Source organism: Novosphingobium sediminis (assembly GCF_007991615.1).
In the GTDB taxonomy this organism is placed as follows: domain Bacteria; phylum Pseudomonadota; class Alphaproteobacteria; order Sphingomonadales; family Sphingomonadaceae; genus Novosphingobium; species Novosphingobium sediminis.
The window spans coordinates 94,445-119,133 of record NZ_BJYR01000007.1; the positions used below are offsets into that span (position 1 = coordinate 94,445).

24 protein-coding genes are annotated in these 24,689 nt (G+C 64.5%); 9 read left to right on the plus strand and 15 right to left on the minus strand.

Annotation, left to right across the window (positions count from 1 at the left end):
- The 3 genes from NSE01_RS05090 to NSE01_RS05100 all read left to right on the plus strand — a co-directional run bounded on the left by NSE01_RS05090 (position 1) and on the right by NSE01_RS05100 (position 3,402).
- On the plus strand, positions 1–1,329 hold the full coding sequence (locus NSE01_RS05090) for a pilus assembly protein CpaE (protein ID WP_147158555.1): 1,329 nt from the start codon (positions 1–3) through the stop codon (positions 1,327–1,329).
- 82 nt (positions 1,330–1,411) lie between these two features.
- Entirely contained in the window at positions 1,412–2,383 is a 972-nt protein-coding gene (locus tag NSE01_RS05095) for a type II secretion system F family protein (RefSeq protein WP_147158556.1), read from the plus strand.
- A gap of 8 nt (positions 2,384–2,391) precedes the next feature.
- The gene (locus tag NSE01_RS05100; protein ID WP_147158557.1) at positions 2,392–3,402 is read left to right on the plus strand and encodes a type II secretion system F family protein; all 1,011 of its coding nucleotides are present in this window, start codon (positions 2,392–2,394) and stop codon (positions 3,400–3,402) included.
- A 72-nt stretch (positions 3,403–3,474) separates the two neighbouring features.
- Here NSE01_RS05100 and NSE01_RS05105 read toward each other — a convergent pair whose 3' ends face one another.
- From NSE01_RS05105 to NSE01_RS05130, 6 genes are all read right to left on the minus strand, one after another.
- Complete coding sequence (locus NSE01_RS05105) at positions 3,475–4,494, minus strand: fumarylacetoacetate hydrolase family protein (RefSeq protein ID WP_147158558.1); 1,020 nt, start codon at positions 4,492–4,494, stop codon at positions 3,475–3,477.
- Positions 4,491–4,949 carry a MarR family winged helix-turn-helix transcriptional regulator gene (locus NSE01_RS05110; RefSeq protein WP_147158559.1) on the minus strand — a complete coding sequence of 153 codons (459 nt, stop codon included), beginning with the start codon at positions 4,947–4,949 and terminating at the stop codon, positions 4,491–4,493. The genes NSE01_RS05105 and NSE01_RS05110 overlap by 4 nt, the downstream gene beginning before the upstream one ends.
- A gap of 66 nt (positions 4,950–5,015) precedes the next feature.
- Entirely contained in the window at positions 5,016–5,666 is a 651-nt protein-coding gene (locus tag NSE01_RS05115; protein WP_147158560.1) for a TetR family transcriptional regulator, read from the minus strand.
- A complete protein-coding gene (locus tag NSE01_RS05120) occupies positions 5,663–6,535 on the minus strand; it encodes a crotonase/enoyl-CoA hydratase family protein (RefSeq protein ID WP_147158561.1) in 873 nt (290 codons plus the stop codon). Before NSE01_RS05120 ends, NSE01_RS05115 begins: the two co-directional genes overlap by 4 nt.
- Before the next feature lie 68 nt (positions 6,536–6,603).
- Entirely contained in the window at positions 6,604–7,389 is a 786-nt protein-coding gene (locus NSE01_RS05125; RefSeq protein ID WP_147158562.1) for an SDR family NAD(P)-dependent oxidoreductase, read from the minus strand.
- 131 nt (positions 7,390–7,520) lie between these two features.
- A complete protein-coding gene (locus tag NSE01_RS05130; protein ID WP_147158563.1) occupies positions 7,521–8,693 on the minus strand; it encodes an acetyl-CoA C-acetyltransferase in 1,173 nt (390 codons plus the stop codon).
- A gap of 144 nt (positions 8,694–8,837) precedes the next feature.
- On the opposite strand from NSE01_RS05130, the gene NSE01_RS05135 reads away from it, so the two are divergent.
- Positions 8,838–10,643, plus strand: a complete 1,806-nt coding sequence (locus NSE01_RS05135) for an ATP-dependent nuclease (RefSeq protein WP_147158564.1) — start codon at positions 8,838–8,840, stop codon at positions 10,641–10,643.
- Between the two features lie 20 nt (positions 10,644–10,663).
- Here the strand turns inward: NSE01_RS05135 and NSE01_RS05140 are convergent, their stop codons facing one another.
- Positions 10,664–10,948, minus strand: coding sequence for a hypothetical protein (locus tag NSE01_RS05140; protein ID WP_147158565.1), 285 nt, complete (start codon positions 10,946–10,948; stop codon positions 10,664–10,666).
- Positions 10,949–11,027: 79 nt separating this feature from the next.
- Between NSE01_RS05140 and NSE01_RS05145 the strand changes: the two genes are divergently transcribed.
- Positions 11,028–11,708: a hypothetical protein gene (locus NSE01_RS05145; RefSeq protein WP_147158566.1), complete on the plus strand. Its 681-nt coding sequence runs from the start codon at positions 11,028–11,030 to the stop codon at positions 11,706–11,708.
- Here the strand turns inward: NSE01_RS05145 and NSE01_RS05150 are convergent, their stop codons facing one another.
- Positions 11,709–12,665 carry an acyl-CoA dehydrogenase family protein gene (locus NSE01_RS05150; protein ID WP_147158567.1) on the minus strand — a complete coding sequence of 319 codons (957 nt, stop codon included), beginning with the start codon at positions 12,663–12,665 and terminating at the stop codon, positions 11,709–11,711.
- Entirely contained in the window at positions 12,665–13,804 is a 1,140-nt protein-coding gene (locus NSE01_RS05155; RefSeq protein WP_147158568.1) for an acyl-CoA dehydrogenase family protein, read from the minus strand. Before NSE01_RS05155 ends, NSE01_RS05150 begins: the two co-directional genes overlap by 1 nt.
- A gap of 90 nt (positions 13,805–13,894) precedes the next feature.
- Here NSE01_RS05155 and NSE01_RS05160 point away from each other — a divergent pair, with 90 nt between their 5' ends.
- The 3 genes from NSE01_RS05160 to NSE01_RS05170 all read left to right on the plus strand — a co-directional run bounded on the left by NSE01_RS05160 (position 13,895) and on the right by NSE01_RS05170 (position 17,955).
- On the plus strand, positions 13,895–14,701 hold the full coding sequence (locus tag NSE01_RS05160; RefSeq protein WP_147158569.1) for an enoyl-CoA hydratase-related protein: 807 nt from the start codon (positions 13,895–13,897) through the stop codon (positions 14,699–14,701).
- A 152-nt stretch (positions 14,702–14,853) separates the two neighbouring features.
- A complete protein-coding gene (gene thiL, locus NSE01_RS05165; protein WP_147158715.1) occupies positions 14,854–15,732 on the plus strand; it encodes a thiamine-phosphate kinase in 879 nt (292 codons plus the stop codon).
- Positions 15,733–15,843: 111 nt separating this feature from the next.
- The gene (locus tag NSE01_RS05170; RefSeq protein ID WP_147158570.1) at positions 15,844–17,955 is read left to right on the plus strand and encodes a sodium-translocating pyrophosphatase; all 2,112 of its coding nucleotides are present in this window, start codon (positions 15,844–15,846) and stop codon (positions 17,953–17,955) included.
- Positions 17,956–18,081: 126 nt separating this feature from the next.
- Here NSE01_RS05170 and NSE01_RS05175 read toward each other — a convergent pair whose 3' ends face one another.
- The 6 genes from NSE01_RS05175 to NSE01_RS05200 all read right to left on the minus strand — a co-directional run bounded on the left by NSE01_RS05175 (position 18,082) and on the right by NSE01_RS05200 (position 22,202).
- The gene (locus NSE01_RS05175) at positions 18,082–18,321 is read right to left on the minus strand and encodes a hypothetical protein (RefSeq protein WP_147158571.1); all 240 of its coding nucleotides are present in this window, start codon (positions 18,319–18,321) and stop codon (positions 18,082–18,084) included.
- A 74-nt stretch (positions 18,322–18,395) separates the two neighbouring features.
- Positions 18,396–18,818 carry a nucleoside-diphosphate kinase gene (gene ndk, locus NSE01_RS05180; RefSeq protein WP_147158572.1) on the minus strand — a complete coding sequence of 141 codons (423 nt, stop codon included), beginning with the start codon at positions 18,816–18,818 and terminating at the stop codon, positions 18,396–18,398.
- A gap of 87 nt (positions 18,819–18,905) precedes the next feature.
- A complete protein-coding gene (locus NSE01_RS05185; RefSeq protein ID WP_147158573.1) occupies positions 18,906–19,352 on the minus strand; it encodes a DNA polymerase III subunit chi in 447 nt (148 codons plus the stop codon).
- A gap of 7 nt (positions 19,353–19,359) precedes the next feature.
- Positions 19,360–20,592 (minus strand): M24 family metallopeptidase, encoded by a 1,233-nt coding sequence (locus tag NSE01_RS05190; protein ID WP_246135043.1) that lies wholly within the window; start codon positions 20,590–20,592, stop codon positions 19,360–19,362.
- Positions 20,589–20,732 carry a DUF2256 domain-containing protein gene (locus tag NSE01_RS05195; RefSeq protein ID WP_216233991.1) on the minus strand — a complete coding sequence of 48 codons (144 nt, stop codon included), beginning with the start codon at positions 20,730–20,732 and terminating at the stop codon, positions 20,589–20,591. The genes NSE01_RS05190 and NSE01_RS05195 overlap by 4 nt, the downstream gene beginning before the upstream one ends.
- 12 nt (positions 20,733–20,744) lie before the next feature.
- Positions 20,745–22,202 (minus strand): leucyl aminopeptidase, encoded by a 1,458-nt coding sequence (locus tag NSE01_RS05200; protein WP_147158574.1) that lies wholly within the window; start codon positions 22,200–22,202, stop codon positions 20,745–20,747.
- A 176-nt stretch (positions 22,203–22,378) separates the two neighbouring features.
- On the opposite strand from NSE01_RS05200, the gene NSE01_RS05205 reads away from it, so the two are divergent.
- Positions 22,379–24,640, plus strand: coding sequence for an LPS-assembly protein LptD (locus NSE01_RS05205; protein ID WP_307725965.1), 2,262 nt, complete (start codon positions 22,379–22,381; stop codon positions 24,638–24,640).
- The last annotated feature ends 49 nt before the right edge of the window (positions 24,641–24,689 follow it).

Consider the following 24,689-nt stretch of genomic DNA (forward strand, 5'->3'; position numbering starts at 1 on the left):
ATGAGCGCGACCTGGAAAACCGCCAACCGCGATATGTTCGCGGCCTTCATGTGCGATGATGCGGCACTCGACGTGCTGCGTCCGGTCACGGTCGACATGGGCTGGCAGCCTGAAAAGTGCAACAAGGGCGGCCTGCGCAATGCGATCCAGTCGCTGTCGATCGCGGCGAGCCCGGCCATCCTCATGGTCGACTTGTCCGAAAGCGGCGATCCGCTGAGCGACATCAATGCGCTTGCCGAAGTCTGCGAACCGGGCACCGTGGTGATCGCGGTGGGCCAGGTCAACGACGTGCGCCTTTATCGCGACTTGCTCGCCTCTGGCATCCAGGACTACCTCCTGAAGCCGCTTACGCCGGGCCAGGTGCGCGATGCGCTGGTGCAGGCGCAGGCGATCTTCGCGTCTCCCAAGTCGGCTGACGGCAGCACCGCCAAGCGCCACGTCTCGACCGCTGTGGTCGGCACGCGCGGCGGTGTCGGCGCCTCGACCGTGGCGACTTCGCTGGCGTGGCTGTTCAGCAGCGATCACCGCTTGCCAACCGCGCTGCTCGATCTCGACGTGCACTTCGGCACCGGCGCGCTGACGCTCGATCTCGAGCCCGGCCGCGGCCTGACCGACGCGATCGATAACCCGAGCCGCATCGACGGCCTGTTCATCGAACGCGCGATGATCCGCGCCAACGACAACCTGGCGATCCTTTCCGCCGAAGCCCCCATCAGCGCCCCGCTGATGACCGACGGCAGCGCTTTCGTTCAGCTGGAGGAGGAATTCCGCCACGCGTTCGAAATGACGATGATCGACCTGCCCCGCAACATGCTCATCAACTTCCCGCATCTGCTGGCAGACGTGAACATGGTGGTTGTGGTGACCGAACTGACCCTTGCCGGTGCGCGCGATGCGATCCGCCTGCTGTCGTGGCTAAAGACCAACGCCAAGCATGCCGAAACAGTCGTGGTGGCCAACAAGGTTCACTCCGGCATCGGCGAGATCAGCCGTTCGGATTTCGAAGCCTCGATCGAACGCAAGATCAACTACATCGTGCCCTACGACATCAAGGCTGCCGCCAACGCGGCCAAGCTGGGCCAGACCTTCGTTGCCGCCAACCGCGCAACCAAGGCAGGCGCGGCGCTGCGTGATCTCGGCAGCGCGATCATCGCCTCGGGCACCGATGGCGAAGTGGTCGAAGCCAAGGGCAAGGGCAAGGCGAAGGACAAGCCTGCCAAGGGCGGCGACAAGGACGGCGGCGCTCCGGCCAAGACCTCGCTGCTCGGCAAGTTCGATTTCAAGAAGATCCTTACCTCCGGCAAAGCCAAGGCCGGAACCCCCGCATGATCCGCGACCGGCGCGCCTGCCCCATCACCGGGACCAGCCGCGCCGGACCCGCACGAACTGAGAGAACTGGCAGGACCACGCAATGAACGTGATGCAACTCGTGATCCTTGGCGTCGGCGCGGGGCTGGTTCTCCTGCTGATGGGGCTCGCGCTCGGCGGTCCTTCGGCAAGCCGGGAAGCATCGCGGCGCCTCCAGACCGTGCGTTTCCGCCATTCCGAAAGCGCGGTGGACAAGGTCGAGGCGCAGTACCGCAAGGCCGTTGCCAACCGCAAGCCGACCACCTTCAAGAAGGCCGGCTCGGGCTCGCGCCTCGAAGCGCTGGCGCTGCGCCTGCACCAGACCGGCAAGGGCTGGACGCTCAGCCAGTATGTCTACCTCTCGGTCGGCCTTGCGCTTGGCATCACCCTGCTCATCTTCATCAAGACTGGCTCGCTGCTGCTGGGCCTCGGCGTCGGCGTACTGGTGGGGGCAGGCATTCCGCACTGGATGGTCGGCCGCGCAATCAACAAGCGCAAGAATGGCTTTGTTGCCAAGTTTCCCGATGCGCTCGAACTGCTCGTACGCGGTCTGCGTTCAGGTCTGCCGATCACCGAAACGCTTGGTGTCGTCGCGCACGAACTGCCGGGGCCGGTGGGCGAGGAATTCAAGCTCGTCACCGATCGCATCAAGGTCGGCCGGACGATGGAGGAATCGCTCCAGGAATCGGCCAACCGGCTCGACATGGCCGAGTTCAGCTTCTTCTGCATCACGCTGGCGATCCAGCGCGAAACGGGGGGCAACCTTGCCGAAACGCTGGCCAACCTTGCTGACGTGCTGCGCAAGCGCGCGCAGATGAAGCTCAAGATCGCGGCGATGAGCTCTGAATCCAAGGCTTCGGCATATATCGTCGGTTCGCTGCCCTTCATCGTGTTCGCGCTGATCTACTCGATCAACCCGCGTTACCTCGGGCAATTCTTCGTGGACGAGCGGCTCATCATCGCCGGTATCGGCGGCCTCGTGTGGCTGGGCATTGGTGCCTGGATCATGAAGCAGATGGTCAACTTCGAGATCTGAGACCCAACATGCCAGTCAACCCTCCCCCGCACGGCCCCACGCTCCTCGGCATCGACGTCATCTACGTCGGCTCGATCCTCATGGGCATTGCCGCCGCGGCGATGCTGCTGGCGATCTACGCCGCCATCACGGTGCGCGATCCGATGGCCAAGCGCGTCAAGGCGCTCAACGAGCGGCGCGACCAGCTCAAGGCCGGCATCGTCACGGTCAATGCCAAGAAGCGCCAGAGCATCGTCCGCCGCAGCGAGACGACCGACAACATCAAGACCTTCCTTGAATCGTTGAAGGTCCTTCAGGACAGCCAGCTCAAGGATATTCAGCAGCGGCTGGCGCAGGCGGGCATCCGCAAGAAGGAATGGGCCGTCGCGGTCGTGCTCGCCCGCATGATCGGCCCGATCGTGCTGGGCCTGTTTTTCGGCGTGTTGATCTACGGAGTGAACTATTGGCCGCTGTGGTCGGCGTTCAAGAAGTTCGGCCTGTTCGCGGGCATGGTGATCCTGGGCTACAAGGGCCCGGACATCTGGATCAAGAACATGATGAACAAGCGCACCAAGGAGATCCGCAAGGGTCTGCCTGACGCGCTCGACCTCCTGGTGATCTGCGCCGAAGCCGGCCTCACCGTCGATGCCGCCTTTGGCCGCGTGGCCCGCGAACTGGGCCGGGCCTATCCGGAACTTGGCGATGAATTCGCGCTCACCGCGATCGAACTCTCGTTCCTCACCGAACGGCGCCTCGCGTTCGAGAACCTCGCCTACCGCGTCAATCTCGATTCGGTGAAGGGCGTGGTGACCACCATGATCCAGACCGAGCGCTACGGTACGCCGCTCGCCTCGGCGCTGCGCGTGCTCTCCGCAGAGTTCCGCAACGAGCGCATGATGCGCGCGGAAGAAAAGGCCGCGCGTCTGCCAGCGATCATGACGATCCCGCTGATCCTGTTCATTCTGCCGACGCTGTTCGTCGTGATCCTTGGCCCCGCGGCCTGCTCGATCAGCGACAACTTCCTCAACCGGAAGACGTAAGGACTCTGCGCTAAGGAAGGTAGAAATACCCCTCCGACCCGCCTTTGGTGGGTCGGAGGGGGTCTTCTTCCCTTAAGCCTTCACCACCGTCTGCTCGATCGCGCCGAACACGGCGTGTCCCTTGGCATCCTTGGCCGCGATCCGCACCGTATCGCCATGCTTGAGGAACGGCGTTACCGCCGCGCCGCTGCGGATCGTCTCCACCATGCGCTGTTCGGCGATGCAGGCATAGCCGCGCCCGCCTTCACGCACCGGGCGGCCGGCAGTGTAGGCACCCTTGGCGTCCAGATCGCGGTTCGAGACCGTGCCCGAACCGATCACCGAACCGGCCCCGATGCGGCGCGTCTTTGCCAGATGCGCGATCAGCTGGCCGAAATCGAAGGTCATGTCCTCACCCGTCGCCAGCCGCCCGAACGGCCGACCGTTGACATCGATGTGGAGCGGCAAGTGCAGCTTGCCCTCAGCCCATGTCGAACCAAGGCTTTCGGGCGTCGCGAACACCGGCGAGAAATGACTGGCAGGCTTCGACTGGACAAAGCCGAACCCCTTGGCCAGCTCGTCCGGGATCAAGCCGCGCAGCGAAACATCGTTCACAAGGCCGACAAGCCGGATGTGATCGAGCGCGGCGTGCGCGGAAACACCCTGCGGCACATCGCCCGTCACCACCACAACTTCGGCTTCCAGATCGCAGCCCCAGCTTTCGTCCGCCAACGTGATCGGATCGCGCGCACCGCGGAAATCGTCGCTGCCACCCTGATACATCAGCGGATCGGTCCAGAAGCTGGCCGGCAGTTCCGCCCCGCGCGCCTTGCGTACCAGTTCGACGTGGTTGACGTAGGCGCTGCCGTCCGCCCACTGGAACGCGCGCGGCAAGGGCGCCGCCGCCTCGCGCTCATGGAACCGCTTGCGCGGGATCGCGCCATGCTCGAGCTCGATCGCCAGTGCCTCGAGATAGGGGGCATAGCGGTCCCATTCGTCGAGCAGGCCCTGCATGGTCGGCACGATGTGATCGGCATCGGCATACCAGGCGAGATCGTCCGAAACGACGATCAGGCGGCCGTCGCGCCGCTGCGGCAGGCTTGCAAGTTTCATGGGTTTTCCCCTTCGATCGCGCGTGCCGCGTTGAACAGTTTGTCGAGCAGCGCCCTCAGCTTCGCCGTCTCGGCGGGCGAAAGCGCGGCAAATATCTTCTCATAGGTCGAGAGCGCGTTGGGCCAGATGCGGTCGTACATCGCGCGGCCTTCGTCGGTCAGCCACAAGTGATGCGAGCGCCCGTCGGCATCGTTGGGCGTCCGCGCGACAAGTCCGCGCTCGCCCAGCATCTTGCACGCGCGGTTCACCGCTACCTTGTCCATCAGCGTGGCGCGGACGAGATCGCGCTGCGTCAGCGGCCCGGCATCGCCAAGCACCGCCATGATCCGCCATTCAGGGATCTTGAGGCCGAATTCGCTGTGATATTCGCCCGAAATCAGGCTGCTGACCGCGTTCGAAGTAATCGCAAGGCGGTAGGGGATGAAATCTGACAGCCGGGTTTGCGCGTCGGACATGCTTCCGGTTCTAGGCCAGCTTGCGCAGCGCGCAAGCAAAAGAGCGCAGCACAATCACCGGATTGGTCATCGGGCCAGAATGCCTGCCATGATGAAGTCCACCGTATGCTCGCGGTAGCGATCGCGCAGTTCCTCGGTCAGCGTATCCTGATCGAAGCAATGCCGCAGCACCAGCCGAGCCGAGAAGAACCGGTCTGCCGCGCCCGTCACCGTGAAGTAGAACAGTTGCGGATCGATCGGACGGAACACGCCCGCCTTCACACCGTCGCTGATAAGCCGGTCATAGGCCTTGTTGAGCGGCGCGAGATACTTGTCGGCAATGCGCTTCGCCTCGGAGGGATCGCTGTCGCGCACCAGCCGCATGAGGAGCCGGTTGAGATAGGGGAACGCGAAATAGGTATCGACGCAGCGCGCGATGTGCTGCCGCAGCTTCGCCTCGGGGCTCATGTGGTCCTTGGCCAGCAGCGCCTCGACCGACTTGATGATCGCCACCATATCGCGGTCGAGCAGTTCGCCAAGCATCCCGGCCTTGTTGCCGAAGTAGTACTTCACCAGCGCCGAATTGAGCCCCGAGCGCAGCGACAGCTCGGACAGCGAGATATCGACCTGGTCCCCCTCGCGCATGATCTGCGAGGCGGTTTCCAGCAGCAATTCACGTGCACCCGGCTGTTCGCCGCCGGTTTCCCCCACAGTCGCCACGATTTTCTGCTCTTTCATTCCCAACCCGGTTCATCCCACCACGGGTAAAAGCCTGGCATATCCGAAGAAACGCGCCCGGGGTAGGCCGGTGCACGCTTTTCAAGGAAGCTGGCCACACCTTCTTTCGCATCGGCCCCGCGCGAGAGCTGATAGATCGCGCGGCTGTCAACGCGGTGGGCGTGCATCGGGTGCGGCGTGGCGGAGTTGCGCCACAGCATCGCGCGCGTCATCGCCACCGAAACCGCGCTCGTATTATCGGCAATCTCGCGCGCCAGCGCATGCGCTGCGGGCAGCAGGTCTTCCGGCGCGTGGAGCGAGCGGACGAGGCCAGCCTCCTTGGCTTCCTCGGCGCCGAACACGCGGCCCGTCATGCACCATTCCAGCGCCGTGCTCATGCCGACAAGGCGCGGCAGGAACCAGCTCGAGGCCGCCTCGGGCACGATCCCGCGCCGCGCGAAGACGAAGCCGAAGCGCGCCGACGTGCTCGCCAGCCGGAAATCCATCGGCAGCTGCATCGTCGCCCCGATGCCCACTGCGGCACCGTTGATCGCGCCGATCACCGGCTTCTTGGAATTGAAGATGCGCAAGGTGCAATAGCCGCCGCCATCGCGCACGCGCACATCGGAAAGGTCCGCCACTTCAGTCGGATCGGAGAAGGGTCGCTTGCCGTCATCCGGCGTCAGGTCCGCGCCCGCGCAGAAGGCCCGGTCACCCGCCCCCGTCACGATCACCGCGCGCACGCTGTCATCGGCGTCGGTCCGGTCGAACGCGTCGATCATCTCGGCCATCATCGTGCCGGTATAGGCGTTCATCTTGTGCGGACGATTGAGCGTCAGCGTCGCGATGCCATCCGCGATATCGAGCAGGATCTGCGTGTATTCGGCCATCAGCCCATCTCTCCGGAGGTCCGCGCGCGTCCCCGTACAATGCGGGGACGCGTCACGGGTTCAGTTGCTTAACGCGGCGCCATGCGGATCGCGCCGTCGAGGCGCACGTCCTCGCCGTTGAAATAGCCGCACTCGATCATGGTCATGGCGAGCTGGGCGTATTCCTCAGGGTTGCCGAGGCGCTTGGGGAACGGCACCGAAGCCGAAAGCGCATCCTTCACGTTCTGCGGAGCGCCCTGCAGCAGCGGGGTGTTGAAGATACCCGGCAGGATCGTGTTCACGCGGATGCCCTCGCTCATCAGGTCGCGCGCGATCGGCAGCGTCATGCCGACAACGCCGCCCTTCGAGGCCGAGTACGCCGCCTGGCCGATCTGGCCGTCCTCAGCCGCGACCGACGCGGTGTTCACGATCGCGCCGCGCTCGCCGAACTCGTCGATGGGGTCGAGCGTCATCATGCCCGCAGCCGACTTGGCGATGCAGCGGAACGTGCCGACGAGGTTGATCTGGATCAGCCAGTTGAAGGCTTCCAGCGGGAAGTGCTTGATCGAGCCGTCTTCCTTGCTGCGGCTGGCGGTTTTGATCGCGTTGCCGGTGCCGGCGCAGTTCACGAGGATGCGCTCCTGCCCGATGGCGGCGCGCGCCTTGGCAAAGCCAGCGTCCACGCTCTCGTCGCTGGTCACGTTCACTTCGCAGAACACGCCGCCGATTTCAGCCGCGACAGCCTCGCCCTTTTCCTTCTGCATGTCGAAGATGGCAACCTTCACGCCCTTCGCGGCGAGCGCGCGCGCGGTTGCCGCACCAAGGCCGGAAGCGCCGCCCGTGACGACCGCGGAAATCGAACTATCAAGCTTCATGGTATTCCTCTCCTGAAATCAGAGTTCTAGCCCCTCCCGCTTGGCGGATGGGGTTGGGGTGGGCATGTTCAAAAGCCGCGCTTCCCGAACAGGCCCACCCCCGGCCCCTCCCGCTTGCGGGAGGGGAGGGATCACATCATCTCGACAATCGTCACGTTGGCGACACCGCCGCCTTCGCACATCGTCTGCAGACCATACTTGCCGCCGCGCGCCTTCAGCGCATTGAGCAGCGTGGACATCAGCTTGGTGCCCGAAGCGCCCAGCGGGTGGCCGAGCGCAATCGCGCCGCCGTTGACGTTGAGCTTGTCCGGGTCCGCGCCGGTGTGCTTCAGCCACGCCATCGGCACCGAGGCAAACGCCTCGTTCACTTCATAGAGATCGATGTCGTCGATCTTCAGCCCAGCGCGCTTCAGCGCCTTGTCGGTGGCGAAGAGCGGCTCTTCCAGCATGATGACCGGATCGCCCGCCGTCACCGTCAGCGTGTGGATGCGCGCCAGCGGGGTCAGGCCGTGGGCCTTCAGCGCCGCTTCCGAAACGATCAGCGCCGCGCTCGCACCGTCGCAGATCTGGCTGGAGCTGGCCGCGGTCAGCAGGCCCTCGGGGCTCAGCAGCTTGACGCCGGAGATCGATTCGATGCTCGCGTCAAAGCGGATGCCCTCGTCCACCGTGTGCAGCCCCGCGCCGTCCGCCGTCTCGATCGCGATGGGCACGATCTCGTTGGCAAAGGCATTCGCCTGCGTCGCGGCAATCGCCTTGAGGTGGCTCGAAAGCGCGAAGGCATCGAGCTGATCCTTGGAGAAGCCGTGCTTCTTCACGATCATTTCCGCGCCCATGAACTGCGAGAACATGATGCCCGGATACTTCTCTTCGAGCTGCGGCGACTTGTAGTTGCCGAGGCCCTCCTTCATGTGAAAGATCGCGGTCGAGCCCATCGGCACGCGCGTCATGCTCTCGACGCCGGCGGCGATGACCATGTCCTGCACGCCCGACATCACCGCCTGCGCGGCAAACTGGATCGCCTGCTGCGATGAGCCGCACTGGCGGTCAATCGTGACGGCCGGCACCGAATCCGGCAGCCGCCGCGCGGCGAGCACGGCATTGCGCCCCACCTGCCCCGCCTGCTGCCCGCCTTGCGAGACGCAGCCCATGATCACGTCATCGACGGCCGAGCCATCGATCCCGGTCCGCTCGACAATGGCGTCCAGCGTCGCCGCGGCCAGATCGACCGGGTGTACCCCGGCCAGACGGCCATTCCGCCGCCCACCAGCGGTCCGCACTGCATCAACGATATAGGCTGTAGCCATGGCTTTCCGACTCCCGAATGCGTTCGTTTAACTGAACGATTAAGGGGTGCGGGGGATGGGGTCAAGGGATGGGTGGGGGGAGGCTTAGCGCAACGCCTCTTTCCTCCATTTGAGCATTCGATATGATTGCGCGCAGGAGGAAAAATGAAACTGTTGAGCGCCCGAGTCATTGGCTTTCAGTCGTTTGGTGACTCCGCTGACATTCCATTCAAGGATGGAATCAATCTCATTGTTGGTCAAAACAACTCGGGGAAGAGCGCGTTGCTTCGCGCACTACAACACCAACTCACCGATGATCGACATCGTACACCTGAGCGGTGGAACAATGTGGAAATCGCGATGCCCGAGGTGAGACTTACCCTAGGCGTTAGCGGCAGCGAATTCCGGAGCGCGATCTTTATGAGTGGTCGGGATAACTTCATCCCTATTCCACCAGACCCAGACCCAATGGCATTCATTGACACCTTCTGGACGGACCCAATGATGAATGTTGCCGTCATTCATCGGCCGGGCAATAGTTTCACAGCGGCAGCATACCCTGGCCATGGCAAATTTCAGATCCCGAACGGTGCCCAACATACTTGTGCAATGATGCAGGTGAACGATGGCAATTTGCACACCACGCTTCAGTACCGGATGGACGACACAACGGCTGAGCTCGTACGCTATCTGTGGCACAGTCGAATGTTTTTCTTTTCTGCTGAGCGTATGAACATCGGTAATTCCCCAGCTGAACCTGCATCACGACTAACACCTAATGCATCAAATTTACCGAGTGTAATGCTAACACTTCAAGGAAGTCAGGGCGATTTATTTACAAAATTAGTGAGACACCTTCGAGATATATTTTCCACCGTGGGCAATGTTAGTTTAGCACCGATCGGCAACGGCCTGGTTGAAGTTCGGGTTTGGCCGACTGAGGCAATGGAGCGAATCGAGCTTAGTTTTCCACTATTGCAAAGCGGAACCGGCGTTGCTCAGGTAATGGCGATTCTGACTGCAGTGATGACCGTCGAAAATTCCATCATCTTAATCGATGAAATCAACAGCTTCCTTCATCCTTCCGCAGTCAAGGCACTTTTACGCATATTACAAACCGAATATTCCGACCATCAATATATAATTTCTACACATGCGCCTGAAGTAATTGGCTTCAGTAACCCCTGCACAGTTCACTTAGTAAAGCGCAATGGCTACGAATCTTCAATTCATCGCCTCACGCTGACTGACATATCGGACTTTCGAAAAGTCGCTGATCACCTAGGTATCTCGATGGCGGATGTCTTTGCCGCCGACCGGATAGTTTGGGTGGAAGGGCAAACTGAAGAGCTTTGTTTCCCACTGCTATATCAACAAGCAATGGGCCAGCCGCTGCCGCGTGGGACTATTTTCACTTCGGTGGTCGCAACGGGAGATTTCATCGCCAAACGCCGCGACCGCCCGATGATCTATCAGATATATCAGCGCCTAAGCCAAGCGGCAGCCCCGCTTGTAAATGCCGTTGCCTTCAGTTTCGACAGCGAAGAACTGACTGACGATGAGAAAACCGACATGATGCGGGACTCTCAGGGGCGTCTGCACTTTCTACCGCGCCGGCACATCGAGTGCTACCTCGTAAATGCGGAGGCGCTGCTGCTGTTCATGGCTGAGCGAGACAGCGAACCATTGAAGGTAGATGTTGCCGAAATTGAGTCTAAACTCGTAGATTTAGCGTCAAATGAGTTCCGCATTGCAGAATGGCAGGGCAATTTGTCTGATCCTGCATGGCTATCCAAAGTAGATGCTGCCAAGCTTTTAGCAACTGCGTGTGCTGAACTGACGGATCAACGTGTTACGTTCAAAAAGAAGAATGATACGCTTGCTCTGATTCAAGCTGTCCAGTCTATCGCAGCCAATCAACTGGATGAGTTAACGGCCTACGTTCGGTCACTTGTGGAAGCGGTGACCTAGCAAATTGCAAAGTTAAGTCTTCACCCCAACCCCGCAACCTCCCCGCTCAATTCCGCCACCCGCAGTTCCCCCTCCCGGGTCTGGCCGCCAAGTTCCAGAAAGCGCCGCATCTTCTCCCGCGCGGTGTCGCTGTAGAGCGCTTGCTGGAACAGGCCTGCCTCGATCACGCAGCCTTCTTCCAGCGGCAGGGCGCCGGTTTCGATGGATTGCTTGGCCAACCCGGCCACGCGCCAGCCCAGCCGCTCCGTCCACAAGGCATCGCCGCCCAATTCGTAGTGCCAGCCCATCAGGCAGCGCACCTGCATGAAATGCCTACCAATTCGTCCCCTCCCGCTAAATCCGTCGTAACGCCTCGTGCGGCAAGGTTCTGCTCGGAGAACCACGATGACGACCCTTTACTACAGCCGCCAAAAGCTTATCCTCAGCGGGGCCTTTCTGCTCCTCGGCGCGCCCGTGGTGGGGATGGTCTGCCTGCTGGGTGATCCCATCGACATGATCTTCGGCCTCGGCCTGATCGTCGGCGGGCCGCTGCTTTCGGCGGGGCGGCTGGGGCGGTTGTTTGGCGATCTCAAGGCCATCGAATACGATGAAGGCGGCATTCACCTCCACCCTCTCGGCGCGGCGCGGCACCTGCGCTGGCGCGAGGTGAGCGCGATCGAGGTGGGCACGAAGATCCGCACCTTCTACGGCTTCTTCCCGATCGGGCGGGAGCATACCATCCGCTTCAGCTACAGCGGCGGCCTGCGCGGCCAATCGAAGATCAACATTCCCTTCGGCCTGCTTGCGCTGGGAAAGGCCGCCGTGATCGCAAAGCTGACCGACATGGAGAAGCGGCGCGGGGGCGACGGGTTTGTCATCGGCGCGTCGCGCGTCTCCAAAAAGGCGCTAACGAACGCGCTGGCCGCGCCGGAAAGCGATCTGCCCCCGGCAAGCGGCTTCGATGCCGATGCGATCATGGCGCGCTATATGGCGACACGCGAAACCGAACCGCCGCCCCCTGCCCTGCCCGAACTGCCGCCCCGGATGCCCCCGCGCGTCGCCGGGTTCGGCCGCAAGCGGGCCTGATCAGCCGACCAGCCGGTCCGTCCGCGCTGTCATCTCGCGCCACAGGCCGTGCCCACCAAGGCCCGCCACGCGCTTGCCCAGTCGCTCTGCCCAGAAGGCATCGCCGCCGAATTCGCTGCGCCAGCCCATCAGGCGGCGGGTCAAGTGGTTGAGCGCGTATTCGATGGTGAAGCCGATGGCGCCGTGCATGCGGTGCGCGATGGGGACGGCGCGGTCTACCGCGATGCCCATGCGCAGCTTGGCCGCCGCGATCTCGAAGCTGGCGTGGCCATAATCGAGCGCTGCTGCGCAGGCTGCCGCCGAGGCGTCAACCGCTGCGGCTTCCTCGGAAAACTCCGCCATGGCCTGCTGCACCGCCTGGAACTTCGCCAGCGCGCGGCCAAACTGGACGCGGGTGTTCACGTGATCGATGGCGAGCGTAAACGCCGCCTCCAGCGCGCCCGAGGCCTGCGCCACGCGGGCAAATGCGCCCAGCGCCTGCAAGTCCACATCGCACGCCGCCGAAGCCGCCGCCGCGCCGGTGAAGCTCACCGCATCCCACGGCTCACCCGCAGGCGAACGCCCCTCGTCAAAGCTGCAGGCATCGGCGTGGTAGAGCGAGAGCGTGCCCTCAGCCACATGCACCACCGCCGCAGCATGGCGGCCATAAGGCACGCGGCTGCCGGGGACGGAAATGGAAACGAGGCCATCAGGCGCCGCGATCCCCACCTTCGCCAGCAGGTAATGCGCGATCACCGGCTCGGCCAGCGGCGCGTTCAGCGCGTTGAGGCCGGCAAGGCGCAGCACGGCGAGCACATCGCCCCAATCGCCGCCGAAGCCGCCCGCATCCTCGGGCACCAGTAGCGTGGAGAAACCCGCTTCGGCCACTTGCGGCCAAGCCTCGGCAAACGGCTTCCCGGCCAGATCGGCGAACAGGCCCGCGGCCATATCGGTGAGCAGAGTACGATTGTCGCTCATCAGCGCAGCCCCAAACCTTTAGCGATAATTCCGCGCAGCACTTCCGGCGTGCCGCCGCGCAGCGAGAAGCTCGGGCTCGCGACGAGGATCCACGAGAGCAGGCGCGAGAGGTCGCTCTTGCCCGCCAAATCGGCGTCCACCGCTGCCTGAACGGCGCGCGGGAGAGCCTGCTCGTAGGCATTGCCGAGGTCCTTGACGATCGCCGCCTCGACAACCGGGTCTTCGCCCGCAGCCAGCTTGGCGATGGTCGACATCGACATCTGCCGCAGCGTCCACATCTCCGCCGTCAGCCGCCCGATCAGCTGCGCCGTCGGTGCATCCGGCTCAGGCCCCATCGCATCGATCAGCGCGACGAGCAGCATGTGGCTGGAGAGATAGCGCTCCGGCCCCGAGCGTTCGAGCGCGAGTTCGGCGACGACCTGCTTCCAGCCATTGCCTTCGGTGCCCACCAGCGCGTCATGCGGCAGGAGCACGTCTTCGAAGAAGATCTCGTTGAAGTGGTGCGTGCCCGTCATGTCGATGATCGGGCGGATGGTGATCCCCGGCGTATCGAGGTCGATCATCATCTGCGAAAGGCCGGTGTGGCGCTCGCTGCCTTCCTCGGTGCGCAGCAGGGTGAGCGCAGCGTGGCTCTTGTGCGCGCCGCTGGTCCACACCTTCTGGCCGTTGATGCGCCAGCCCTCGTTGGTCTTCTTTGCCGAAGTCCGCACGCTGGCGAGGTCCGATCCCGAGCCGGGTTCGGAGAGGCCGATGCAGGCGTAGATCTCGCCGCGCGCCATGCCGGGGAGATACTTCTCGCGCTGCGCTTCAGTGCCGTAGCGCAGGAGGAGCGGGCCCGTCTGGCGGTCAGCGATCCAGTGCAAGCCGGCGGGCGCGCCTGCCGCGAGCAGCTCTTCCAGCACGACATAGCGCTCGAGCAAGGTACGCTCGTGGCCGCCATATTGCTTGGGCCAGGTCATCCCGAGGAGCCCGGCTTGCCCGAGCGCCTTCGAGAATTCCTCGTCAAAGCTGAACCAGCAATTGGCGCGCAGCTCTACAGGCCATTTGGCTTCATACTTCGCCACCAGATCACGAACCTGCTGGCGGAGCGCGGGAATATCGCCCTCGGGGCGAAACGGATGGAGCGGGAATATTTGCATCGGCGGCATCCCTATGGCAGCGCGCGGACCATCGCAATCGCAAGATTGCTAGTGGAGACGCCCAGAGGGGCAATTGGGAGACTTGCCAAGATGACCACCCCGTTCCTGCACGAAGAGCGCCGCGGCCGCATCGCCATCCTCACCATGGACCGCGCCGAATCGATGAACGCCATCGGCACGCTGGAGGATTGCGACAACATCGTCGACACGTTCTTCCGCCTCGGCAACGACCGCTCGGTCAGCGCCATCGTGCTGACGGGCGCAGGCCGCGCGTTCTGCACCGGCGGCAACATCAAGGGCATCCGCGATCGCAAGGGCATCGGCCCGCTCGACCAGCCCGATTCGACCGCGACCAATTATCGCCGCGGCGTGCAGCGCGCCACGCGCGCCATGCTCGATTGCGACGTGCCGATGATCGCCGCGATCAACGGCCATGCTATTGGCCTCGGCCTTGATCTGGCCTGCGTGTGCGACATGCGCGTGGCCGCAGACAGTGCCAAGATGGCCGCCAGCTTCATCAAGGTCGGCATCATCCCCGGTGATGGCGGCGCATGGACGCTGCAGAAGCTGATCGGCTACCCGCTCGCGGCAGAGCTGTTCCTCACCGGCCGCACGTTCGATGCGGCCTATGCCAAGTCGATCGGCCTCGTCGGCGATGTCGTTCCCGCCGAGAGCCTGATGGACAAGGCCATGGCGCTTGCCGAGGAAGTCGCCGCGAACAGCCCCCGCGCGCTGCGCCTGACGAAGCGCCTGCTGCGCGAGGCCCAGCATGGCCGCGCGGGCGATGTGCTCGAACTGTCCGCCGCGTTCCAGGCGCTGGTGCATGAAACGGCCGATCACAAGGAGGCCGTCAACGCCCTCCTCGAAAAGCGCGCGCCGGTCTTCACCGGGGACTGAGGCCGCTTGCAGCCGCCCGTCCCAACCACTCCTCTCCCGCTCACCCTGCGCTTGTCGAAGGGTGCTCGCGCGACCGTCCGTCGCGCCGGCATGCTTCGACAAGCTCAGCATGAGCAGGTGTGGGTGGAGGTAGAGGTAGCATAGTGGCAGGGATGACCCCCGAAGCCGCCTTCATCGCCGCGCTGCGGGGCATCGCCTCGCACCCGGCGGCGCGCGGCCTTGCCGATGATTGCGCGGTGCTGGAACTCGGCAGGGAAACGCTGATCCTCACCCACGACATGATGGTCGAGGGCGTCCACTGGCTTGCGGGACAAGATCCGGCGGATGTTGCATGGAAGCTCCTTGCCACCAACCTGTCCGATCTTGCGGCGAAGGGTGCGGAGCCGATTGGCGTCCTCCTCGGCTACACCCTCGCCGAAGACAACAACCGCTTCATTGAAGGACTGGGCGAGGCGCTCGCACATTTCGGCGTACCGCTGCTCGGCGGCGACACGGTCCGCAGCCCCGGCGCGCAGACCGTGGGCCTCACGGCGCTGGGTCGCGCGACCTGTCAGCCCGTGCCCAGCCGCAGCGGTGCGCAGGCTGGTAACACGGTGTGGATTACCGGCCCCGTCGGCGCGGCGATGCTCGGGTTCGAGGCGCTTACCTGCGGTAACACATCAGCCGATACATCCGCTTACCGCCGGCCCACACCGCGCCTCGCCGAAGGGTGTGCGCTCGCACCGCTCGTCACCGCGATGATGGATGTCTCGGACGGGCTCCTGCTCGATGCATCGCGTATGGCGGAGGCGAGCAACGTCACCATCGCGCTCGATCCGGCACGAATTCCCGTTCCTGTCGGCCTGCCGAAGGACCGCTTGCGCGATGCCATCAGCTGGGGCGACGACTACGAATTGCTGTTTACCCTTCCAGTCGAAGCCGCGCCGCCGTGCCCGGCGCACTGCATCGGGAGCGTGCTCCCCGCAGGCGAAGCCCCCCTCCTCCTCGACGGCGCAGCGCCTTACGGCCAACTTGGCTACGAACATCGCTGAATTTTCACACGCAAAGGCTTGCCGTGTGAAAATTATGCACTAGCCTCCCGCCCCGACCCGCGAACGACGGGTACCGGTAAAAATGCCGGTGAAAATAAGGGGGTGTCTGACGTGAGTTTGACCTTAGTAGCAATAATCCTCGGGCTCGTGGCCGTCGTGTACGGCTTCGTGACCAGCCAGCAGGTGCTCGGCGCACCCGCCGGCAACGCCCGCATGCAGGAAATCGCCGCCGCCATTCAGGAAGGCGCGCAGGCCTACCTCAAGCGCCAGTATACCACGATCGCCATCGTCGGCGTGGTGGTTGCCGTCATCGTCGCGGCGGCGCTTGGTCCGATTTCGGCCATCGGCTTCGTCATCGGCGCGGTCCTTTCGGGCGTCGCGGGCTTCATCGGCATGAACGTGTCGGTGCGCTCGAACGTGCGCACGGCCGCTGCCGCACAGACCGGGCTGCAGGCAGGTCTCACCCTCGCGTTCCGCGCGGGCGCCATCACCGGCATGCTCGTGGCGGGCCTCGCGCTCCTCGCGATTGCCGGGTTCTTCCACTATCTCACCGCCATTGCGGGCGAAACGGCCAACAGCCGCGTCGTCGTCACCGCGCTCACCGCGCTGGCGCTGGGCGCTTCGCTGGTGTCGATCTTCGCGCGTCTGGGCGGCGGCATCTTCACCAAGGCCGCTGACGTCGGCGCCGACCTTGTCGGCAAGGTCGAGGCCGGGATCCCGGAAGATGATCCACGCAACCCTGCCGTGATCGCCGACAACGTGGGCGACAACGTGGGCGACTGCGCTGGCATGGCCGCCGACTTGTTCGAAACCTACGTCGTAACCATCGGTGCGACCATGATCATGACCGCGCTGCTGGTGAAGAACGCCACCAACCTCGATGCGCTGATGGCGATCCCGCTGCTGATCGGCGGCGTCTGCATCGTCACCTCGATCATCGGCACCTATTTCGTCCGCCTCGGTTCCTCGAACAACATCATGGGCGCGATGTACAAGGGCTTCCTTGTCACCGCCGTGCTCTCGGTCCCGGCGATCTGGTTCGCCATGAGCTATGCGCTGCACGGCGACATGGAAACCGCCACGGCCTACCAGGCCTTCGGGCATGACTACGCCTTCACGGGCCGCACGCTGTTCTATGCGGGTCTCGTCGGCCTCGTGCTCACCGGCCTCATCATCTGGATCACCGAATACTACACCGGCACCAACTACCGCCCGGTGAAGTCGATCGCCCAGGCCTCGGTAACGGGCCACGGCACCAACGTGATCCAGGGCCTTGCGATCTCGATGGAAGCCACCGCGCTTCCCTCGCTCGCCATCGTTGCCTCGATGATCATCACGTTCCAGCTCGCCGGCCCGCTCGGCATTGCCTATGGCGCCACCGCCATGCTCGCGCTTGCCGGGATGGTCGTCGCACTCGATGCTTATGGTCCGGTGACGGACAACGCAGGCGGCATCGCCGAAATGGCTGGGCTCGACGATTCGGTCCGCGAGAAGACCGACGCGCTCGACGCTGTGGGCAACACCACCAAGGCTGTCACCAAGGGCTACGCAATCGGTTCGGCCGGCCTCGCCGCGCTCGTGCTGTTCGCCGCCTACACGACCGACCTGCGCGAGTTCTTCCCCGCGCTGCACGTCGATTTCAGCCTTGAAAACCCCTACGTGATCGTGGGCCTGCTGCTGGGCGCGCTGCTGCCCTATCTGTTCGGCTCCATGGGCATGACCGCGGTGGGCCGCGCAGCCGGAGACGTCGTCGTCGACGTGCGCGACCAGTTCCGCAACAACCCCGGCATCATGGAAGGCACCTCGAAGCCCGACTACGCCCGCACGGTGGACCTCGTGACGAAGGCCGCGATCAAGGAAATGATCGTTCCTTCGCTGCTTCCGGTCCTCGCTCCGATCGTGGTCTACTTCGTGATCACCTGGGTCGCGGGTGCGGAAAACGGCTTTGCCGCGCTCGGCGCGCTGCTCCTCGGCGTGATCGTCGGCGGTCTGTTCGTCGCGCTCTCGATGACCTCGGGCGGCGGCGCATGGGACAACGCCAAGAAGTACATCGAAGACGGCCACCACGGCGGCAAGGGCAGCGATGCCCACAAGGCTGCGGTGACGGGCGATACCGTGGGCGATCCTTACAAGGACACCGCCGGCCCGGCCGTCAACCCGATGATCAAGATCACCAACATCGTCGCCCTGCTTCTGCTGGCGGCGCTGGCTGGCGGCCACTGATCCGCCGCTGATCTGAAACAGAACCTCACGAAGCCCCTCCCTAACCGGAGGGGCTTTTTTTCAGGCGCCAGGCAATCGGCGAAGAGCAATCGATAGCCCCGCTGATCCAGCAGCGATGCCGTCCCGTCAGATCTCGCTGATATCCACGACCGGCCGGTCCTCGCGCGTGCCGCGATAGCGCGCGTCGGGCTCGCTCTCGCCCGGCGAGATCACCACGTAGTCTTCATGCACTTCGAGCAACGTCCCCACGAACGGCATGCCCTCGAGGCTCCCCGTCACGCGGTAGCTCACCATGTCGCCCACCTTGAAGGTGGCGGGATCGAAATTGAACTCGAACGGGCAAGACCCGTCCCCCATTCCCAGCATCGCAATATTCCCAAACGCAAAAGGCCGCCGGATCGCTCCGACGGCCCCTGCTATAGCAAGCTCGCGCGGCTGGATCAGCCGACGATTTCTTCCGGCTTGAAGAAGTAGGCGATCTCGATCGCCGCGTTCTCGTCCGAATCCGAACCGTGGACCGAGTTCGCCTCGATCGATTCGGCCAGTTCCTTGCGGATCGTGCCCGGCTCGGCGTTGGCGGGGTTGGTCGCGCCCATGATGTCGCGGTTGCGCTGCATGGCGTTCTCGCCTTCGAGCACCTGCACGACGACCGGGCCCGAGATCATGAACTCGACGAGGTCATTGAAGAACGGACGTTCGCGGTGGACGGCGTAGAAGCCCTCGGCCTGCTCGCGCGTCATGTGGATGCGCTTCGAGGCAACGACGCGCAGGCCGGCTTCCTCGAGCATCTTGGTGACGGCGCCGGTCAGGTTGCGGCGCGTGGCATCGGGCTTGATGATCGAAAAGGTGCGGGTAACCGCCATGGGATGTTCCTTGCGATGTTTTGGGAGAGGTTTTCGGTTGGCCGCGCCACTAGCGGGGAAATTGCTGCACCGCAAGGTTATGGGCGATCACGGCCCCTCCAGCCACTTGCCGCCTTCCTGCCGCCAATACTTGCGCTCGGCCCCCTCGCGCTTGCCCAGCATACGCCATGTGCCGCGCGCGTCGTCGATCCGGTCGGGCGGAAACAGCAGGAACACGCGCTCCGCGCCGTCGAAGCCCTCGGCCATGTCCCGCCACACCCCGTCCGCCAGCGCCAGATAGCGCGCGCCGTTGGCCGGGACCGGCTCGTGCGAAAGCAGGATAGGCTGGCGCGCATCGTGTTCGCCGCCCGCGATGCCGTTGGCGAGAAAGCTTTCCGGAATGCGCGTCCACAGCGCCTCGCTGATCCGGCCGAGTTGATCGGCATCCTCGGAAACCACCAGCAGCCGCTCGCCCGCGCCCAGCGTGCCCTGCGCCAGTCGTGGCAGCACGAGCTCCGCCGGATCGCGCGACAACTGATAGAAATCGACCCGCACCGCGCCCTCAGATCGGATCGTCGAGCGAGCGGGCGAGCGGCGTGAAGCTCTGCGGACCTGCCTCGGTCATCACCCAGCAGTCCTCCAGCCGCATCCCGAACTCACCCGGAATGTAGATCCCCGGCTCGTTGGAAAAGCACATGCCGGCGGCGAGCGGCGTGTGATCGCTGCCGACGAGGTAGGGGCTCTCATGCCCGTCCATGCCGATGCCGTGGCCGGCCCGGTGCGGCAGGCCGGGCAGCGCGAAGCCCGGTCCCCAGCCTTCGCGCTCGTAAAACCGCCGCACTGCGGCATCGAGCTCGCTGACCGGCGTGCCGATCTTCGCCGCGCCAAACACCATGTCCTGCCCGCGCCGGATCGTGCCCCACACCTTGCGCTGCCGCGCGGTCGGTTCACCGAACACGAACGTGCGCGAAATGTCGGACTGGTAGCCTTCGACAATGCAGCCGCAGTCCATCAGCACGACCGAGCCTTCGTGCACCGTCTGCGGCTGGTGCGAGCCATGCGGATAGGCGCTGGCCTCGTTCAGCAGCACCAGCGCGAAGTCGCTTTCCGCGCCCATCCGCACTGTGGCCTTCTCGATCAGCGCGCCAATGTCGCTTGCTGTCATGCCCGGCCGCACCGCCGCGCGAGCCTCGCGCATCGCCGCCAGCGTGATCGTGTTGGCATGCTTCATCAGCGCCTGTTCGGCAGGCGATTTGATCTGCCGGCAGGCATCGACCAGCGCCGCGCCGGAAACGACCTCAAACTGCCCTTCGCGCAGTACCCCTTCGGTGATGAAGGCGCGTGTGGTCTGCTCCACGGCAATGCTGCCCTTGCGGCCCTTCAGCGCATCGGAGATCAGCGCAAAGGGATTGGCGTCTTCATGCCAGGTCCGCACGTCCGCCGGGATGGCCAGCGTCTCGCGCACCGAAGGCGCTTCGAAGAACGGGGTGACGACGATCGGCTGGCCAGCGGCCGGGATGACGGCGGCCGTGATCCGCTCCGACCGCGACCAGCGGATACCGGTGAAATAAGTCAGGCTGCTGCCGCTCTCGACGAGCAGTGCGGCAAGACCCTGCCCCTGCAGCAGGCCCTGCAGCTTGGCCACACGTGCCATGCGCTCTGCGCGGGTGATCGGCGCCACCTCGTCGGCAAAGTGGCCGAAGGGCGGCGGCAGTGCGCGCAGCGGTGCGGCAAGCGCGGCCATGCCGCCCGCTCCCGCCGCCAGCATTCCGCGCCGAGATAGTCCGGTGGTCACGCGCTTTTCCCCTTCCCCATCCGGCAGCGGTCGGAACAATACTTCACATTGTCCCAATCACGCTCCCACTTCTTGCGCCAGGTGAAGGGGAGGCCGCAAGACGCGCAGACTTTCGTCGGCAGGTCCGCCTTGCGGCGCATCTTGGGCACGTATCAGGCTTCCAGCACGTCGCGCACATAGCGGTCGAGCAGGCGCACGCCGAAACCGGTCGCGCCCTTTTCGTGCGTCGCGCCGGGCTTCTCGACCCACACGGTGCCCGCGATATCGAGGTGCGCCCAGGCCACGCCCTTGTCGACGAATCGCTGGATGAACTGCGCCGCGGTGATCGAGCCGCCATAGCGCGGGCCAACGTTCTTCATGTCGGCAATCGGGCTGTCGATCAGCTTGTCGTAGGCCGGGCCGATCGGGAAGCGCCACAGCTTGTCGCCGCTCGCCTTGCCCGCCGCATCGAGCTGACCCGCCAGCAGGTCGTCGTTGCTGAACATGCCCGCATGTTCGTGGCCGAGCGAGATGATGATCGCTCCGGTCAGCGTAGCGAGATCGATGATCGTCGCAGGCGCGTATTCCTTCTGCACCCACGTCACCGCGTCGCACAGCACGAGGCGGCCTTCGGCGTCGGTGTTGATGACCTCAACCGTCTGGCCAGACATCGTGGTGACGACGTCGCCCGGACGCTGCGCGTTGCCATCGGGCATGTTCTCGACAAGGCCGCACACGCCGATCACGTCGGCCTGCGCCTTGCGCTTGGCCAGCGCGAGCATCGTGCCGGCAACGGCCGCCGCGCCGCCCATGTCCCACTTCATGTCTTCCATGCCGGCTGCCGGCTTGATCGAGATGCCACCGGTGTCGAACGTCACGCCCTTGCCCACGAACGCGGTCGGCTTCGTGCCCGCCTTGCCCTTCCAGCGCATCGCGATGATCTTGGGCTCGCGCACCGAACCCTGCGCCACGCCCAGCAGCGCGCCCATGCCGAGCGCGGTCATCTCGGCCAGGCCAAGCACGACGATCTCGATACCTGTGCCTTCAAGCCGCGCCTTGCAGCGCTCGACGAAGCTGGCGGGGTAGATCACGTTGGCAGGTTCGGTGACCAGCTCGCGCGTGAACTCAACGCCCTCGGCAATCGCAGCCTCGGTCTCCCACAGCGCCTCAGTACCTTCCGGAGCGCCGAGCGCCACGATCTTCGCCAGCGAGGGCTTCTGCTCGTCGCTCAGCTTGGTGCGATAGACATCATGCCGCCAAGCCCGCAGCCGCGCCGCGAGCAGCACCGCCGTCGCTTCCTCGGCGCTGAGGCCGCTTCCGGCGAAGTCGATCGCCAGTTCGGTCTCGCCCGAAGTGAGGTACTTCGCCGTCAGGGCGCCGCCCGCGCGTTCCAGCGTCGCCGTACGCCCGGTGGCCCCTGCATCGCCGATCCCGGCGAACGCCAGCCGCTGCACGCCCGCGCCCGCCGGCACGAACGCCTCGAACAGCTGCCCTGCCTTGCCGGTGAACCGCGCGGCGGCTGCCGCGCCCTTCACCAGCACATCGGCATCGGCGGGCAGGCCATCCTGCGCCACGAAGCTGGCAACAAGACCGGGGCGGGCGGCATCTGAGGCGGCGAATTCGACGATCATTCAAGGCTCCTGCCGGAAAAAGGGCACACCCGGCGGCTCAGCTCGCCGCAAGGTGAATTGTGGGTTTGCAGTTAAGCGGCACCGATGCGATAGGCAAGGCCATGCGAGCCCCCCCGCGGCCCCAGCCGCAAGCCTTGACTTCGCAAGCCTTGTCCAGATGCTTGCGGCCCCTGTGTGTGGCCACTTTCCGCCCGGTTCTTGCCGTGTTCGGCGTGCTCGCGCTCGCCGCAGCGCCTGCATCTGCGCAGGAGGTTCCAGCGTCTCCGCCCCAAGAGGCAAACGGCGCGGCATCCAGCGCTGCAGGCAGCACGAGCAACAGCGCTCCGGAAATCCGCTTCCAGTCAGACCGCGTCACCTATGCAAGCGACGCCGAAACCGTCACCGCCACCGGCAACGTCGTGCTGCGCCGCGCCGATCAGACCGTGCGCGCCGATGTCGTCACGTGGAACCGCAAGTCCGGGCTGATCGAGGCGAGCGGCAACATCCGCTTCGTCGATGAAGGCGGCAATGTCCTCTATACCGACAAGGTCGAGCTGACTGACGAGCTCAAGGCTGGCGCGATCGAGGACATGCTGCTCGTCCTTCGCCAAGGTGGGCGCCTTGCCGCGCGCAGCGGCACCCGCGCTGCCAATGGCGATATGGTGCTGCGCGATGCCGCATTTTCCGGCTGCTCGGTCGAAGGTGAGGACGGCTGCGCCAAGCGGCCGAGCTGGGAAGTTACCGCCGTCGCCGTCACCTACGATGCCAAGGACCAGCGCGTCCATTACAAGGGCGCGCTGCTGAGGGTTTTCGGCCTGCCGATCCTGCCGCTGCCGGGCCTTGCACACACTTCGGATTTTCGCGCCGAAAGCGGCCTGCTGATCCCGGATTTCCGCTTCAGCGCGGCCAACGGCGCGGAAATCAACGATACCTATTACTGGCGCCTTGCCAACAACAAGGACCTCGCGGTTACCGGCTATGTCTTCACCGGCGCCTTGCCGATGGTCTCGGCCCGCTATCGCCAGCTGACGGACCATGGCGCCTTTCAGGCCACCGCCTACCTCACCCGCAGCGCTCGCATCGATATTGGCGGCAGCAACGTTGCCGGGGCCAATCCGCAGGAGCAGGTCTTCCGCGGCTATTTCGAATCAAATGGTCGCCTCCAGCTTTCCGAAAACTGGAGCCTTACCGGCTATGGCCGCTACGCCAGCGACCGTACCTTCCTGCGCCGCTACGATATCAGCCGCGACGACCGGCTGCGCTCGACCATCAATCTCGAGCGCATCGACGCAAACAGCTACTTCAGCCTCGCCGGCTGGGCCGTGCAGACCCTGCGCAGCGGTGATCGGCAGGGCCTTGTCCCCATCGCGCTGCCGGCCATCGAATATCGCCGCCGCATCGCGCCGCCCAGCATCGGCGGCACGCTTGAACTCCAGCTCAACAGCCTCGCCCTCACCCGCACGGGCGGGCAGGATACCCAGCGTGCCTTCGCCAAGGCCCAGTGGGATCTGCGCACGCTGACCGGCTGGGGGCAGGAAATCACCTTCACCGCCCTTGCGCGCGGCGATGTCTATCATTCCAGCCAGAACGAGCTCACCACCAATGCGCTCTACCGCGGTGTGCCTGGCTGGCAGGGCCGCGGCATCGCCACCGCAGCGGTCGATATCAAGTGGCCGCTGATCGGTTCGGCCTTCGGCGGCACGCAGGTGTTCACCCCGCGGGTCCAGCTCGTGGCCATCCCGCATATCCGCAATCTCGCCATTCTCAACGAGGATTCGCGCTCGGTCGAGCTTGAGGATTCCAACCTCTTCTCGCTCAATCGCTTTCCCGGCTACGACCGCATCGAGGACGGCGTTCGCGTAACCTATGGCGCAGACTGGCAGTTCACCCGGCCCGGTTGGCGCGTTTCCACCACCGTGGGCCAGAGCTACCGCCTGTCCACGCAGAAGACCCTGCTGCCTGATGGCACCGGCCTTTCCTCGCGCGCCTCGGATATCGTCGGCCGCACCGACCTCCGGTTCCGCGACATCGTCCAGTTCACCCACCGCTTCCGGCTCGACAAGGACAACCTGAAGCTTCGCCGCAACGAATTTGACGCGACGATCGGCAATCACCGCACATATGCCGAAGTCGGCTACCTCCGCCTCAACCGCGATATTCCCGCCACCTTCGAGGATCTGCGCGACCGCGAGGAGGTCCGCTTTTCTGCTCGCGTTGCCTTCGCGCGGCGCTGGTCGGTGTTCGGCTCGGCGGTTGCCAACCTCACCAACCGCGTGGATGATCCGACCAAGACCAAGGACGGCTTCCAGATGCTGCGCCACCGCCTCGGCTTCGCCTATGCCGACGATTGCCTCGATCTCGCGCTGACCTGGCGGCGTGACTACATCACCAACGGCGACGCGACGCGCGGCAGCACGATCCAGTTCAACATCGCGTTCAAGGGCCTCGGCGTGCGTTGAGCCCCGCGATCCGCTCGTATCCCTTCGCTATTCCCGCGCAGTCAGTGAT

What these genes read in the sequence shown, in the direction of transcription:
- NSE01_RS05090 (WP_147158555.1), top strand. Translation starts at nt 1, where the DNA reads ATGAGCGCGACCTGGAAAACCGCCAACCGCGATATGTTCGCGGCCTTC.
- NSE01_RS05095 (WP_147158556.1), top strand. Translation starts at nt 1,412, where the DNA reads ATGAACGTGATGCAACTCGTGATCCTTGGCGTCGGCGCGGGGCTGGTT.
- NSE01_RS05100 (WP_147158557.1), top strand. Translation starts at nt 2,392, where the DNA reads ATGCCAGTCAACCCTCCCCCGCACGGCCCCACGCTCCTCGGCATCGAC.
- NSE01_RS05105 (WP_147158558.1), bottom strand. Translation starts at nt 4,494, where the DNA reads ATGAAACTTGCAAGCCTGCCGCAGCGGCGCGACGGCCGCCTGATCGTC.
- NSE01_RS05110 (WP_147158559.1), bottom strand. Translation starts at nt 4,949, where the DNA reads ATGTCCGACGCGCAAACCCGGCTGTCAGATTTCATCCCCTACCGCCTT.
- NSE01_RS05115 (WP_147158560.1), bottom strand. Translation starts at nt 5,666, where the DNA reads ATGAAAGAGCAGAAAATCGTGGCGACTGTGGGGGAAACCGGCGGCGAA.
- NSE01_RS05120 (WP_147158561.1), bottom strand. Translation starts at nt 6,535, where the DNA reads ATGGCCGAATACACGCAGATCCTGCTCGATATCGCGGATGGCATCGCG.
- NSE01_RS05125 (WP_147158562.1), bottom strand. Translation starts at nt 7,389, where the DNA reads ATGAAGCTTGATAGTTCGATTTCCGCGGTCGTCACGGGCGGCGCTTCC.
- NSE01_RS05130 (WP_147158563.1), bottom strand. Translation starts at nt 8,693, where the DNA reads ATGGCTACAGCCTATATCGTTGATGCAGTGCGGACCGCTGGTGGGCGG.
- NSE01_RS05135 (WP_147158564.1), top strand. Translation starts at nt 8,838, where the DNA reads ATGAAACTGTTGAGCGCCCGAGTCATTGGCTTTCAGTCGTTTGGTGAC.
- NSE01_RS05140 (WP_147158565.1), bottom strand. Translation starts at nt 10,948, where the DNA reads ATGCAGGTGCGCTGCCTGATGGGCTGGCACTACGAATTGGGCGGCGAT.
- NSE01_RS05145 (WP_147158566.1), top strand. Translation starts at nt 11,028, where the DNA reads ATGACGACCCTTTACTACAGCCGCCAAAAGCTTATCCTCAGCGGGGCC.
- NSE01_RS05150 (WP_147158567.1), bottom strand. Translation starts at nt 12,665, where the DNA reads ATGAGCGACAATCGTACTCTGCTCACCGATATGGCCGCGGGCCTGTTC.
- NSE01_RS05155 (WP_147158568.1), bottom strand. Translation starts at nt 13,804, where the DNA reads ATGCAAATATTCCCGCTCCATCCGTTTCGCCCCGAGGGCGATATTCCC.
- NSE01_RS05160 (WP_147158569.1), top strand. Translation starts at nt 13,895, where the DNA reads ATGACCACCCCGTTCCTGCACGAAGAGCGCCGCGGCCGCATCGCCATC.
- thiL (WP_147158715.1), top strand. Translation starts at nt 14,854, where the DNA reads ATGACCCCCGAAGCCGCCTTCATCGCCGCGCTGCGGGGCATCGCCTCG.
- NSE01_RS05175 (WP_147158571.1), bottom strand. Translation starts at nt 18,321, where the DNA reads ATGCTGGGAATGGGGGACGGGTCTTGCCCGTTCGAGTTCAATTTCGAT.
- ndk (WP_147158572.1), bottom strand. Translation starts at nt 18,818, where the DNA reads ATGGCGGTTACCCGCACCTTTTCGATCATCAAGCCCGATGCCACGCGC.
- NSE01_RS05195 (WP_216233991.1), bottom strand. Translation starts at nt 20,732, where the DNA reads ATGCGCCGCAAGGCGGACCTGCCGACGAAAGTCTGCGCGTCTTGCGGC.
- NSE01_RS05200 (WP_147158574.1), bottom strand. Translation starts at nt 22,202, where the DNA reads ATGATCGTCGAATTCGCCGCCTCAGATGCCGCCCGCCCCGGTCTTGTT.